10 protein-coding genes and 1 pseudogene are annotated in these 13,071 nt (G+C 74.1%); 5 read left to right on the plus strand and 6 right to left on the minus strand.

Going from position 1 to position 13,071, the window contains the following annotated elements:
• The first annotated feature begins 93 nt into the window (after nucleotides 1-93).
• Nucleotides 94-966, plus strand: coding sequence for a RimK family alpha-L-glutamate ligase (locus ACFV46_RS02085; RefSeq protein WP_385496732.1), 873 nt, complete (start codon nucleotides 94-96; stop codon nucleotides 964-966).
• A gap of 158 nt (nucleotides 967-1,124) precedes the next feature.
• Here the strand turns inward: ACFV46_RS02085 and ACFV46_RS02090 are convergent, their stop codons facing one another.
• A complete protein-coding gene (locus ACFV46_RS02090) occupies nucleotides 1,125-1,742 on the minus strand; it encodes a hypothetical protein (RefSeq protein ID WP_376728789.1) in 618 nt (205 codons plus the stop codon).
• Between the two features lie 96 nt (nucleotides 1,743-1,838).
• The gene (locus tag ACFV46_RS02095; protein WP_385496734.1) at nucleotides 1,839-2,408 is read right to left on the minus strand and encodes a DUF2269 family protein; all 570 of its coding nucleotides are present in this window, start codon (nucleotides 2,406-2,408) and stop codon (nucleotides 1,839-1,841) included.
• A gap of 187 nt (nucleotides 2,409-2,595) precedes the next feature.
• On the opposite strand from ACFV46_RS02095, the gene ACFV46_RS02100 reads away from it, so the two are divergent.
• Nucleotides 2,596-3,369 carry an IclR family transcriptional regulator gene (locus ACFV46_RS02100; RefSeq protein ID WP_361935219.1) on the plus strand — a complete coding sequence of 258 codons (774 nt, stop codon included), beginning with the start codon at nucleotides 2,596-2,598 and terminating at the stop codon, nucleotides 3,367-3,369.
• A complete protein-coding gene (locus ACFV46_RS02105; protein WP_385496735.1) occupies nucleotides 3,366-4,214 on the plus strand; it encodes an SMP-30/gluconolactonase/LRE family protein in 849 nt (282 codons plus the stop codon). The genes ACFV46_RS02100 and ACFV46_RS02105 overlap by 4 nt, the downstream gene beginning before the upstream one ends.
• A gap of 44 nt (nucleotides 4,215-4,258) precedes the next feature.
• Here the strand turns inward: ACFV46_RS02105 and ACFV46_RS02110 are convergent, their stop codons facing one another.
• The 3 genes from ACFV46_RS02110 to ACFV46_RS02120 are packed head-to-tail and all read right to left on the minus strand — an operon-like array spanning nucleotide 4,259 to nucleotide 7,501.
• The gene (locus ACFV46_RS02110; protein ID WP_385496736.1) at nucleotides 4,259-5,662 is read right to left on the minus strand and encodes an FAD-dependent monooxygenase; all 1,404 of its coding nucleotides are present in this window, start codon (nucleotides 5,660-5,662) and stop codon (nucleotides 4,259-4,261) included.
• Nucleotides 5,655-6,890, minus strand: a complete 1,236-nt coding sequence (locus ACFV46_RS02115) for an MAB_1171c family putative transporter (RefSeq protein WP_361935228.1) — start codon at nucleotides 6,888-6,890, stop codon at nucleotides 5,655-5,657. The genes ACFV46_RS02110 and ACFV46_RS02115 overlap by 8 nt, the downstream gene beginning before the upstream one ends.
• On the minus strand, nucleotides 6,887-7,501 hold the full coding sequence (locus ACFV46_RS02120) for a toxin-antitoxin system, toxin component family protein (RefSeq protein WP_385496737.1): 615 nt from the start codon (nucleotides 7,499-7,501) through the stop codon (nucleotides 6,887-6,889). Before ACFV46_RS02120 ends, ACFV46_RS02115 begins: the two co-directional genes overlap by 4 nt.
• A gap of 233 nt (nucleotides 7,502-7,734) precedes the next feature.
• Between ACFV46_RS02120 and ACFV46_RS02125 the strand changes: the two are divergent.
• Together ACFV46_RS02125 and ACFV46_RS02130 are read left to right on the plus strand one after the other, a co-directional pair.
• Nucleotides 7,735-8,672, plus strand: a pseudogene (locus ACFV46_RS02125) (hypothetical protein).
• Between the two features lie 209 nt (nucleotides 8,673-8,881).
• Nucleotides 8,882-9,541 (plus strand): DUF4360 domain-containing protein, encoded by a 660-nt coding sequence (locus tag ACFV46_RS02130; protein ID WP_086869864.1) that lies wholly within the window; start codon nucleotides 8,882-8,884, stop codon nucleotides 9,539-9,541.
• A gap of 51 nt (nucleotides 9,542-9,592) precedes the next feature.
• Here ACFV46_RS02130 and ACFV46_RS02135 read toward each other — a convergent pair whose 3' ends face one another.
• Entirely contained in the window at nucleotides 9,593-13,036 is a 3,444-nt protein-coding gene (locus ACFV46_RS02135; RefSeq protein ID WP_385496739.1) for a protein kinase, read from the minus strand.
• Nucleotides 13,037-13,071 lie beyond the last annotated feature (35 nt).

A 13,071-nucleotide genomic window follows, 5' to 3' on the forward strand; every position in this document is an offset into this window, starting at 1 on the left:
CGAAGGGGAAGGTCAAGCGGCCCGTCCCGGTTCCCTCCGGCGCGCTTGCTAGCCTGCGCATCGCAACGTCCCCTCAGCCCGGAGGAACTCGTCGTGCCGCCCCGCATAGCCCTGGTCACCTGCCGTCCCCGGCCCGACGTCAGCGAGGACCGGGACCTGCCGGTGCTGGTGTGGGCCCTGCGCGAGGCGGGGGCCGGCGCCGACGCCGTGTTCTGGGACGACGAGGGCGTCGACTGGGGCGCCTACGACCTCGCGGTGATCCGCTCCACATGGGACTACAGCTGGCGGGCCGCCGAGTTCCTGGACTGGGCCGAGCGGTGCGGCGCGGCGACCCGGCTCGCCAACCCGGCGGCCGTGGTGCGCTGGAACGCCGACAAGCGCTACCTCGGCGATCTCGCGGCGGCCGGCGTCCCCGTCGTCCCCACCCGTTACGTCGCCCCCGGTGACACCCCCGGCCTGCCCGACGGGCACGAGTTCGTCGTGAAGCCCACGTCCGGCGCGGGCGCCCGGTTCGCCGCGCGGTACGCGCCGCACGAGCACGGCACCGCGCTGCGGCAGCTCGCCCGGATGCACGCCGACGGCCTCACCGCGATGGTCCAGCCCTATGTGCGGGCCATCGACACCGGCGGTGAGCGGGCCCTGCAGTACTACGGCGGGCGCCTGCTGCACGCCAGCCGCAAGGGAGCCGTCCTCACCTCCGGCACCCCCTACGACCAGCGCAAGGTCGCCCACCCCGGCCTCGGACCCTGGACGCCCACCCCGGCCGAGCTCTCCGTCGCCGAGCGCGCCCTGGCGGCCGTACCGGACGCGGCCGGGCTGCTGTACGCGCGCGTGGACCTCGTCGACGGGGACGACGGGCGGCCCCGGGTGATGGAACTCGAACTCGTCGAGCCGAACCTCTTCCTGTCCGTGCACCCCGCCTCGGTGCCCCGGGTGACCGAGGCGATCCTCGCCGCCGCCGGCTAGGGCCTCTCGTTTGGATCATGCCGGGCTCGCGGGGTCCGGCACCGCACCTCGCCGCGTTGTCGTCGGTTGCCATGGCTCCGCCATGGCGCCCTCCTCCGCCTTGCGATGCACGGCACCAGACCCCGCTCCCTGATCCGGCCTGATCCAAACGAAAGACCCTAGTCGGCCACCGCCACCCTTTGCAGCAGCCCCCAGGTGAACTCGGCGGCCGCCTCCCGCCGCACCCCCGAGCCGTCCGGTGCCGTGAACGACAGGCCCCAGCGGGTCGGGGCGCTGCCCTCCAGCGGGCGGGCCGGCGCGAAGGCGCGGGCCGCCTCGTCGACCGTGCAGGACCAGGGCGTCAGATCGTCCAGGGTGCGCAGCACCGGCGCCGGGACGTCCGGGGCGCGCACCAGCCACTCGTTCCACACCGCGCCGCCCGGTGCGAGCAGCACCTCGAAGCGCAGCGTCGGCCACAGCGGCACCGGCCACCGCCACGCCTCGCAGTCCAGGTCCCCGACCCTGCGGGACACCACCGACTCGGGCGCGCCCAGCACCGAGCGGTAGCGGGCGGCGGAGCCGCGCGCCCGGGGTGAGCGGACCATCGCCTGCCAGCGCTTGTTCGCCTCGCGCATGTCGGCCAGGGACACCCCCAGCTCACGTCGGGCGTCCTCGACCAGACCGGGGTTGTGGTCGGCCATCCGGCGCAGCAGGACGAGCTGGAAGTGCAGGGGGGTGAACGGACCGGCGGCGTGCGGTCCGCCGGCGGGGCGCTTTCCGGAGGGCATGGGACCCATGCTCGCGCACCGGGCCGCCGGGACGGCGGCCGTCCGGCAGGAACAGCACCGAGTCGACGCAGCGGGGCCCGCGGCAACGCCCCGATGGCTGCCCCGTCAGGCGGCCTGGCGGACCCGTCGCCCCGTGGCCGACCGGGCGCGGGCCGCCTCCTCGCGCTGCCGGCGCCCGCGCCGGGTGAGGCCCCAGGGCTTCAGCACCGAGATCACCGTCATGAAGACGTACGCGGACAGGGACACCACCGGGCCCATCAGGACGTCCTGCGTGTCCGGCAGCGGCCCGCCCGCGGCGACCTCCGCGACGGCGGCGTTCACGGCGGGCCGCAGGACGAGGGCGGTGGCCGCGGTGGTGGCCAGGGTCAGCCAGAACTTCGTGTACACCCAGCGGTGCCGGGCCAGCCCCCAGTGCGTGCCCAGCGACAGCACGAGCCCGCTGACCAGGGTGAGCACGGCGAGCGGCAGCAGCAGCCAGTCGGCGAACAGCTTCATGGCCCGCACGGACGCCTCCACGGCCGCCGCGGACCCGGTGGTCGCCGCGGTGGTCCCGAGCGCCAGCAGTCCGAGCGTGAGCCCGAGCCAGCCGGCGGAGGCGATGACATGGACGACGAGGAGGCCCCGGCGGGCCGGGCGGCTCAGCCTCGTGGCGGTGGGGGAAGCGGTGGACGACATGGGCACCACGGTGCCGCGGACCGGCCCCGGCGGCGTCTGACGGCGGGAGTAACCCGGCGTACGGGCGAGGGAGTAGGCGCGCGGCCATTGCCGGGGTGAAGGGCTCCGACTAGCCTGTGTTCGTCATTCCGATCGGCTGTTGAAATATCGAACGCAGCCTCTTCGACACCCAAGGAGGAGGCCGGACGTGGGACGCCTCGTACCTGCCGTGACCCGGGCTCTGGACATCCTCGAGCTCTTCCTCGACGGGGACGGCACGCTCTCCGCCCCCGACATCGTGCGCCGGCTCCAGCTGCCGCGCACCACCGTGCACGAGCTCGTCACCACCCTCGCCGCCCGGTCGTACATCGTGCAGGTGCCGGGCCAGCCGGGCCGGTACCGGCTGGGCGTACGGCCGTACCAGCTCGGCAGCCGGTACGCCGAGCAGCTCGACCTCGCCGCCGAGGGCCAGCAGGTCGCCCGGTCCGTCGCCGAGACCTGCGACGAGACCGTGCACGTGGCCATCCTGGAGGGCACCGACGTCATCTACATCGCCAAGGTCGACTCGACGCACGCCGTGCGCATGGTGTCCGCCGCCGGGCGCAGGCTGCCCGCCCACTGCACATCGGTCGGCAAGATGCTGCTCGCCTCCCTCCCCGAGGCGGAGCTCGCCTCCCGCCTCCCCGACGGCGCCGGACTCGCCGCGATGACACCGAACAGCATCACCGACCCGGCCGCGCTGCGCGAGGCCCTCGCCGGGATCCGCGAGCGGCAGATCGCCGTCGAGAACCGCGAGTCCAACCCGGACGTCTCCTGTGTGGCCGCGCCCGTACGGGACCGCACCGGGCAGGTCGTCGCCGCCCTGTCCATCTCCGTCCCCATGATCCGCTGGAGCGAGGAGCGCCGCGCCGAGCTGGAACAACTCGCCGTGAAGGGTGCCGCCGAGCTGTCGGAGCGCCTCGGCCACCGGGGTGCGGCATGAGCGCGGCGTACGAGGTGGCGGTGCGGGCGGAGGCCCGGCTGGGCGAGGGGCCGACCTGGGACCCCGCGGGCGGCCGCCTGCTGTGGATCGACATCCTGAACTCCCGTCTCCACACCTACGACCCCGTCTCCGGGCACCGCTCCGTGCGGACCGCCCCGCAGCACATCGGCGCCGTCAAGCCCCGCAAGGGCGGCGGACTCGTGCTGAACCTGAGGGACGGCGTGGGACTGCTGGACCCGGACGGCGGCTTCCGCTGGCTGCACCACGAACCGGTACCGGGCCGCCGCGCCAACGACGCCGCCGTCGCCCCCGACGGCTCGCTGTGGGCCGGCACCATGCGCTACGACGAGGCACCCGGCGGCGGCACCCTGTCCCGCATCACCGGGGACGGCACGGCGGAGGTCGTCCTCGACGACGTGACGGTGAGCAACGGCACCGGCTGGAGCCCCGACGGACGGCTCCTGTACTACATCGACACGCCGACCCGCCGGGTGGACGTCTTCGACCACGACGGCGGCCGGGTGACGAACCGGCGGACCTTCGCCGAGATCGAGGACGGCGCCGGATACCCGGACGGGCTGACCGTCGACGCCGAGGGCGCCGTCTGGGTGGCCCTGTGGGACGGCTCCGCGGTCCGCCGGTACACCCCCGACGGGGCGCTGGACCGGGTGATCGCCTTCCCGGTGCCCCGTGTGACGGCCTGCGCGTTCGGCGGGCCCGGCCTGACCGACCTGTACGTCACCACGGCCCGGGTCGGACTGGACACGCCCCCGCCCCTGGCCGGCTCCCTGTTCGTGGTGCCGGGCGCGGGCAAGGGGCAGGCGCAGCCGGCCTTCGCCGGATAGCGCCCAGGCCGTGTCCGCGAAGTCCCGCCCTTGGCGGACACGACCTAGGAGAGCCCCGCGTTCTTCCTCTCCTCGGCGGTCAGCGGCGGCCCGGTGAGCCGGGGCTTCAACGGCCCCACCGCCGCCGCCAGCAGCACCGAGGGGCCCAGCAGCACCTCCGCCCGCCGCTCCAGCGACGTCACGTCGGTGACGCGGCGGGCGATGCGCCCGTTGCCGGTGGCCGTGTGCATCAGCCGGTCCACGTACCCCGCCACCAGCCGGTCCCGCAGGGTCGGCCCGGTCTCGGTGGCGCCCGGGTAGAAGACGTCCTGGCCGATCGCCAGGTCCCAGGCCGCCCCGACCGGCCGCGCCACGGCCTTCTGGATCCGCCGGGCCAGCCCGGCCGCGCCCCAGCCGTACCGCCGGACCGTCTCACGCAGGATCAGCGCGCTCTGCGCCCCGACCGCCAGCCCGTGCCCGTACACCGGGTTGTACGCGGCCAGCGCGTCACCGAGGACCGTGAAGTTCTCCGGCCAGGCCGGCATCCGCTCGTAGTAGTGACGGCGGTTGGCGGTCGTACGGGTGAAGGACACACCGGACAGCGGCTCGGCCCGCGCGAGCAGGTCGCCGATGACCGGGTGCCGCAGTTCCTCTCGGGCGAACCGGACGAAGTCGTCGTCGGCGGAGCCCGGTTCACCGCCGCGCGTGCCGCTGAGCGTGACGAGCCAGCGGCCGTTCTCGATGGGCAGCAGCACCCCCGCCCGGCCGGGGCCGCCCGCGCGCGGGTCGGCCTGCACGTTCACCACCGGGAAGCCGTCCCGGGCCGGCTCGGGCGCGAGGTGCAGCCGGCTGGCGTACGCGAGCCCGGAGTCGACCTCGCGCCGCACCGGCGCGGGAAGCCCGAGCGCGGCCAGCCAGCGCGGCGCCGCCGAACCCCGGCCGGTGGCGTCCACGACCAGCCCCGCCTCCAGGGTGCTCTCCCGCCCGTCGCGTCCCCGCAGCCGTACGCCCGTGACCGCCCCCGCGTCTCCGAGCAGGGCCACGACCTCGGTGCCGTCGCGGAGTTCGATCCGCTCGTCGGCCAGGACGCGTGAACGCACGGTCGCGTCGAGGAGGTCCCGCCCGGCCAGGACGATGTGGTGCGACTCGGGCCAGCGCCGGAACCAGCCGCGCGGCGACAGCGCGACCATGTCCGTGGTGATCGGCGCCCGGCGGGCCCCGGCCGCGCGCAGCGCCTCGCCGATGCCCGGCAGCAGCTCCTCCATCGCCCGCACCCCGCCCGACCACAGCAGATGCACATGGCGGGACTGCGGCAGGCCCTTGCGCGGGTCGGGCCCGGCGGGCAGCACGTCGCGCTCCACCACGACCACGCGGTCGGCGGACCCGGTCAGGGCCCGCGCCGCGAGCATGCCGGTATGCGATCCCCCGAGGACCACGGCGACTCTGGCGGGGGAGGGACGTTCACTCATGCGCGGACATGCTCTCTGCCGGGACGGCCGCGCGGGCGCGGACCGCCTTGATCTCGTCGGGCCTGCGCAGGACGCCGGAGACGGCGTGGATCTCGCGCAGCAGATAGGTGGTGTCGGGCTCGGCGGCGCCGTCGCCGTCCGGGACCCGCCGGCCGCTCTCGACGGCGTCGAGGATGGTCACGGCGACGGCCAGCGCCTGGGCCCGGTCCGGGCCGGCGCCGAGTCCGAGGGCGGCGGCGTGGGCGCGCCGGCGCAGATCGTCGTCGAGGTGGCGGGAGAGCTGGAGCAGCGCGTCACGGATGTAGGTCTCCCGGCGGATCAGCCGGATCTCGGGCGCGGCCCGCAGCACGAACGGCTCGTGCCGGCCGGCGACCGGCCGCAGCAGCCGGGCCAGCGGCCTCAGCCCACGGCGCCGGCGCCGGACCAGCAGCCGCTCCTGGAGGTACTGGCCGGCGTGCGGGACGATCACGCCGACGGCGACCATGGTCGCGCCGATGCAGGCGGCGGACGGGGCGACGTTGGTGTTCAGCCAGTCCAGGTCGTGCCCGGTCCAGCGGGCGACGATGGCGGTGAACTTGGCCGCGCTGAACGCCAGGTTGGTGACATAGCCGACGCTGAGGAACCGCAGCCCCCAGCGCAGCCAGCCGTCCAGGCCCTCGGTGCGGATCCAGGTCCAGATCAGCCGGGCGGTGATGAGACAGGCCACCGTGTGCACGATCAGGTAGAGGAGGATCTCCTCGCGCATGAACGGCGTGGACGCGTAGTAGGTGTCCAGGTCCTCGATCTGCTCCACGGGGACGTCGGCGAGCGCGAACAGCACCCACAGCGCGACCACCACGGTCGCGTACACGGAGACCACCCAGCGGGTCGCGCGCCGGGTCCGCTCCCGGCGGTCGGTGTGGCCGCCGCCGCGCCAGTGCACCACGAGCAGCAGCCAGGACGCGGACAGCGCGGTGATCAGGGAGTACACCCAGGGCGCGGCGATGTTGGGGATGCCGACGACCCGGTTGGTCCAGGCGATGGTGCCGGGGGCCGCGAAGACGAACACCATGCAGGCGAGCAGCAGCAGACCGCCCACGGCCCGCAGCAGCGGGTCGCGCCACAGCTTCACGATGCTGGGCAGCTTGATCGCCAGGGCCGCGCCGAGGACGAGGCCCGGGAGCCAGAAGGAGATGTACAGGCCGGAGAGGAACTCGACCGGGCTTTCGGCCAGTTGCGGGTGGGTCACCGCGTCCTGCCTCCGCGTCCGCGATAGCCGAGCGAGCGGTGGACCGGGTCGGGCGAGGCGCCTTCTTCCTCGCCGGGCACCAGGGTCCGTACGGCGGCGGCCAGCCGGTGACCGAAGTCGTCCGCCTCCGCCTCGTCGGTCTGCCGGGAGCCGTCGCGCGCCGCCACGGTGAGGGCCACGTCGTCCCAGCCGGGCCGGCCGGCGAACGCGTGCGCGGCGGCGGTGCCGACGCCGTGGTGGTGGTGCCGGTGCCCGGCGTGCAGATGCCACAGCTCGTGGCCCAGTATCACCAGTTGCTGGATCGATTCGGCGCGCTCCTCGACGATGACGAGGTCGAAGTCCTGGAACTCCACCCAGAGTCCGGTCACCTCGATCTCGTCGGGGAACCGCTCGAAGCGCAGTTCGACGGGCCGGCCGCCGCGTCGGGCGCTCATCCGCGCGCATAGCGCGTGGCACACCTCGCGCACCCCGGCCGGGGCGTGGTCCGCGGACCGCACGGCGGCGCTCAGGTCGCGGATCAGGTGCCGCATGGCGACGCCGGTGTGGGCACGCCGCAGCCGTAGCGCCGAAGCGACCCGGGCCGCCGTCGTGCGCGCGCCCGCGATGTCCATCGCACCCCCTGTTCCCCCCGCCGCCTCGACGGGCTGTTCGAGCCTACGCGGCCCCCGGCGTCCCCGTCATGCGGTCCGGCGACCGTCGTTCAACGACGAACGACCGCACCCTCCTGATCCTCCCCCGGGCCATTGACGGGCAAGCGCCTGCACCCTACGGTCCCGGCCGAAGTCACGTACAGAGTCCGGTATCTCGTACAGGCGGCAGCCCGTCCCGCACCCGAGAGGCGCCCATGACCACCGCCCGCTTCACCCTCGACCCCGCCTTCACCGTCGGCGACGTCGACCCCCGGCTCTTCGGGTCCTTCGTCGAGCACCTCGGCCGCTGCGTCTACACCGGCGTCTTCGAACCGGACCACCCCACCGCCGACGAGCGGGGGCTGCGCCGGGACGTCCTCGCCCTCGTCCGGGAGCTCGGCGTCACCGTGGTGCGCTACCCCGGTGGCAACTTCGTCTCCGGCCACCGCTGGGAGGACTCCGTGGGGCCCGCGCACGAGCGCCCCCGCCGCCTCGACCTGGCCTGGCACTCCACCGAGACGAACCGTTTCGGCCTCTCCGAGTACCTGGACTTCCTGCGCAAGACGGGCGCCGAGCCCATGGGGGCGGTCAACCTCGGCACGCGCGGCGTCACCGAGGCGCTGGAGCTCCAGGAGTACGCGAACCACCCCGCGGGCACCGCCCTGTCCGACCCGCGGGTCGCGCACGGCGACAAGGACCCCTTCGGCATCCGGCTGTGGTGCCTCGGCAACGAGATGGACGGCCCCTGGCAGACCGGGCACAGGACGGCCCGCGAGTACGGCCGGATCGCGGCGGAGACGGCCCGTGCCATGCGCCAGTTCGACCCCGGCGCCGAGCTCGTCGTCTGCGGCTCCTCCAGCCGCTCCATGCCGACCTTCGCCGCGTGGGAGGCGACCGTCCTGGAGGAGACGTACGACCTGATCGACCACATATCGCTGCACGCCTACTACTGGCCCGAGGACGGCGACGCCTTCGCCCAGGCCGCGCGGTACGGCCGCGGCACGCCCTCGCGGACGCGGACCCGGACGCCCGCAACACCCTGGACGACCCCGAGCGGGTCCTGCCGCACCCCGTCGAGGGCACGGCGGTGCGGAACGGCCGGCTCACGGCGGTGCTGGAACCGCTCTCCTGGAACGTGATCCGGCTGGCCTGAGCCGGGGGCGGGGCGGCGGCTGCACACTACAGTCGATTTGCTTTCAACTACCATATAAATGGCTGGAGTTGGCCCCTGTGGAGGGCGCTTTCCGCCCCCTACGATGCGTACGCCTTCGGCCTTCACAGAAACCCCACCTTTTCTTCAAAGGTTCAATCAGGGTGGGCCGGGCCGGGGGCGCAGCCACCCCCCATCCCGAGGAGAGATCCATGGCACGTGGACTCCTGAGACTGCTGCTGAGCGGAGGCGCGCTGACCGCCCTGCTCACCGCGGCCCTGCCCGCCCACGCGGACCCGGCGTTCGAGGACCCGCCGCCGGACAAGATCGTCATCAAGGTCGCCACCGTGAACGGCTCCGGCTGTCCCCAGGGCACCACGGCGGTCGCCGTGTCCGAGGACAACACCGCCTTCACCGTGACCTACAGCGACTACCTCGCCCAGGTCGGCGGCAACTCCGACCCGACGGCGTTCCGCAAGAACTGCCAGCTCAGCCTGGTCGTGCACGTCCCCGGCGGGTTCACGTACGCCATCGCCAGCGCCGACTATCGCGGCTTCGCCGCCCTCCAGCCCGGCGCCAACGCCATGCAGCGGGCCTCGTACTACTTCCAGGGCTCCCCGAGCACCCAGTTCCGCAACCACCCCTTCAACGGCCCGCTCAACGACAACTGGCAGGCCACCGACGAGACCGACTGGGCCCAACTGGTCTGGGCGCCCTGCGGAGTCCAGCGCAACTTCAACATCAACACCGAACTGCGCGTCAACCTCGGCTCGTCCTCCCCGAGCAAGGTCAGCTTCATGACCATGGACTCGACCGACGGCGACATCAGCACGGTCTACCACCTGGCCTGGAAGGAGTGCCCGAAGAAATAGCCCCCGCCCCGCGGACACGGCCGGCCCCGAACCCTCCCGCGGGGCCGGCCTTCACGCGGACGGCGGCTTCTCCACGCCACCCCCGGCGGGCCGCCGGACGTCCAGCTCCCAGTCGATCTCCCACAGCCGTACGACCCGGTCGTCACCCCCGGACACGGCGAAGCGGCCGTCGGCGCTCAGGACCGCTGCGGCGACCTCGCCCGTGTGTCCTCGGAGGGTGTGCAGGCAGGAGCCGTCGGTCACGTCCCACAGCCGCACGGTGCCGTCCCAGCTCCCGGAGAGCGCGAAACGGCCGTCGGCGCTCAGGCACACCGCGTAGACCTCCCCCGTGTGCCCGACGAACGGGCGCACACAGCGACCCGAGGGCAGAGCCCACAGCCGCATGACGTGATCCCCGTTGCCGGTGAGCACGAATCCGCCGTCCGCGCTCAGCGCCGCCGCGCCCAGCGAGGAGGGGGTGTCCAGGGTGTGCACGGGGTGACCCGTCTCCACGTCCCAGACCCGCACGGTGTTGTTGCCGCCCAGGGTGAGTGCCAGCCGGCCGTCGGCGCTCAGCCGACCGGGACCACCGCTCACCTTCCCTTCAAGGGTGTGCAGGACGCGCCCGGTCTCCAGCTCCCACACCGCCGTCGTCGCGGCGGCCCCGCCTCCCCGGCCCACGAGAGCCAGCCGGTCCCCGGCACCCATCGCCACCGAGCCGATGACACCCGGGGGTGTCTCCAGGCGGTGCACCACCCGGCCGCTCTCCGCCTCGCGCAGGCGCACGGCGCCGTCGTCGGTCCGGATGAGCGCGAGCCGGCCGTCGGCGCTGAGACAACTCGAGTCGAGCCCGTTGGGGCCCTCGAACACCCGGAGACAGCGGCCGGTCGACACCTCCCAGAGCCGGACGGTCCCGTCCCAGCTGCCCGACAGCACCAGCCGCCCGTCGGCGCTCGGCGACACGGAGTGCACCCGGTCGGTGTGCCCCTCCAGAGCCGTGGACTGCCAGACCGCCCGGACTCCCACCCGCACCGAGGACAGCGCGAGGGCGTGCCAGGCGTCCAGCGCCCGAGGGTGGCGTTCGTGACGCGGGGAGGACCTGGCCTTCTCCACCTGCCGACGCGCCGCGGCCCAGCGCCCCCCGGCGAGGTGCCGCTCGGCGGAGTCGAGCAGGCGCTCCACGCGCAGGTCCAGCTGGGCCAGCTCGGCGTGCGAGCGCGGCCGGCTCGGCCGGAGCGGGGCCACGTGGCGGTCGTCGCCCCGCGCCTGCCACACCCACACGTCGCCGTTCTCGCCTGCGGACAGCACCCGGCGGCCGTCCGCGCTGACGGCGACCGCGTAGACGGCACCGGTGTGTTCGCCGAACGTGCGCAGACATCGGCCGGTGGCCACGTCCCACAGTCGTACGGTGGTGTCCCGTCCCCCGGAGACGACCGTACGGGTGTCGGCGCTGATCCGGACCGCGTTCACCGCGCCCGAGTGCCCCGACAGGACGCGCAGGCAGCGGCCCGTGGCGACGTCCCACACCCGGACGGTGCCGTCGACGCAACCCGAGACGGCCATGGTGCCGTCGTCGCTCATGCACACCGCACCGACGGACCGGTCGTGCCCTTCGAAGGTGCCCAGGCAGCCGCCGCCGGCCACGTCCCAGAGCCCCAGCACCCCGTCCAGTCTCGCGGACAGCACCGCCCGGCCGTCGGAGCTCGGCCAGACGGGATGCACATCGAGTGTGTGCGACTGGAGGGGCTCACCGAGAACACACCAGCGGCCTTCCGAATCCCACAGGCGCACGGTCGGGCCGTTGCTCCCGAACACGATCAACTGGTCCTCGGCGCTCAGCCGTACGGCATGCACGGCCGTGTCGCTCACGTGCTCCCAGACGCAGGTGCCCGTCTCCGTGTCCCACAGGCGCACCGTGTGGTGCCAGCCGCCGTACACCTGCTCCATCCCCGCCGAGAGGATCAGCGTTCCGTCGCCGCCGAGACACAGCGAGAACACGTCGCTCCGGTGGGCGTGGAAGATCTGGAGAGGCTCGCCGGTCTCCGCGTCCCACAGCCGGACGAGTCCCTCCGCGTCCCCGGTCGCCGCCAAGCGCCCGTCCGCACTCAGATCGCCGGTGGCCGTCCCGGAGTGACCGAGCCTGTGCAGCGGACCGGCGGTCGCCAGGCCAGGGGAGCGGGCGTGCTCCAGTGCCGCCCGTACCTCCGTGTTCTCCGGCTCGTCCCGGGCCGCCTCCTCCAGCAGGGGCAGCGCCTCCTCCAGGGAGCCGCGTTCCAGGTGCACCTCGGCGAGCAGGTGCCGCTTCGCCCGGGCGGCGGCCTCCGTGGAGGCGGGCACGCTCTCGACCGCGTGCACGAGCGCGTCGTCGGTCAGCCGTCCCGCCCGCCACCGCAGCAGACCGAAGTCGTACGTGGCCTCCAGATGCCGTGGGTCCGTCGCGAGCGCCTCGGCGAACGCCGCCTCGGCCTCCGCGAACCGGCCGAGGTCGAGCAGCGACAGCCCGCGGTTGTTCAGCTCGTCGGCCCGCAGCCGCACCGCCCCGGGAGCCGGACGCGGATGGGAACGGCCCACCTGCGACGCGTGGACGGCGAGGAGCCGTGCGGTGATCTCGGCCATGTCGCGCGGCCGTTCGGCGGGATCCTCGCGCAGACAGTCCGCCAGCACCTCCGCCAGCGGCTCCGGCATCGCGAGCGGGCCGCCGGACGCACGGCCCCGCCGCCGGAGGTCCGTGAGCGCCGCCGCGGCGGACGGGCCCGCGAACCAGGTGATCCGGCCGAGGAACATCTCCAGCACCGTGACCGCGAAGCTCCACACGTCGCTGCGCCGGTCCAGCGGCCGGCCGGCGACCTGCTCGGGCGAGGCGTACGCGGGGGTCATGCCGCCCACGGTGACGAGGACGGCGGGGTCGGGCGGCGCTCCCGGCCCGGTCGTGCCGCCCCGCCCCCGCGCCGTCCGCGCCAGGCCGAAGTCGGTGACGCGTGCGGTGCCTCCGGAGTCCAGGACAATGTTCGCCGGCTTGACGTCCTGGTGGACCACGCCGCGCTCGTGCGCGTGCCGCAGGCCCCAGGCCGTCTGGATCGCGATGTCGAGCACCCGGGCCAGCACCTTGCGGGAGCCACCGCGGTACAGCCTGCCGTCGTCGATCCAGTCGCGCAGGCTGCCGCCGTCCAGGTACTCGGCGAACACGCGGGGGACGCCGCCGAGGGTGCGCACGTAGTGGCAGGTGCAGACGTGCGGGTGCAGACCCAGGGACACCCAGGTCTCGGCCTCCCGGACGAAGCTCTCGCGATCGTCCTGGTGCTCGAGCACGTCCGCGAGCGGCGTCTTGACGGCGAGGTCGGTGTTCCAGGCCAGATGCCGGACCCGGTGGACCACCCCCGTCATCCCCTGCCCGAGGACGTCCCCCACCTCGTACAGACCGGCGACGGTGTCGCCCGGGGACCACAGGGCGCCGGTGCCGTCCGCCGATCCGTCGGGTGATCCGCCCGTCCCTTCGGCCGGGAGGGACGCCGGCACCGTCGCACGGGGGTCGGGACGCCCGCCCGGGGCGC

Origin of the sequence: Streptomyces sp. NPDC059852 (genome assembly GCF_042731455.1) — a bacterium.
Taxonomy (GTDB): Bacteria; Actinomycetota; Actinomycetes; order Streptomycetales; family Streptomycetaceae; genus Streptomyces.

Excerpts from the sequence above, each read along its gene's own strand:
- ACFV46_RS02110 (WP_385496736.1), bottom strand. The coding sequence starts at position 5,662 with ATGAGTGAACGTCCCTCCCCCGCCAGAGTCGCCGTGGTCCTCGGGGGA.
- ACFV46_RS02120 (WP_385496737.1), bottom strand. The coding sequence starts at position 7,501 with ATGGACATCGCGGGCGCGCGCACGACGGCGGCCCGGGTCGCTTCGGCG.
- ACFV46_RS02095 (WP_385496734.1), bottom strand. The coding sequence starts at position 2,408 with ATGTCGTCCACCGCTTCCCCCACCGCCACGAGGCTGAGCCGCCCGGCC.
- ACFV46_RS02105 (WP_385496735.1), top strand. The coding sequence starts at position 3,366 with ATGAGCGCGGCGTACGAGGTGGCGGTGCGGGCGGAGGCCCGGCTGGGC.
- ACFV46_RS02090 (WP_376728789.1), bottom strand. The coding sequence starts at position 1,742 with ATGGGTCCCATGCCCTCCGGAAAGCGCCCCGCCGGCGGACCGCACGCC.
- ACFV46_RS02130 (WP_086869864.1), top strand. The coding sequence starts at position 8,882 with ATGGCACGTGGACTCCTGAGACTGCTGCTGAGCGGAGGCGCGCTGACC.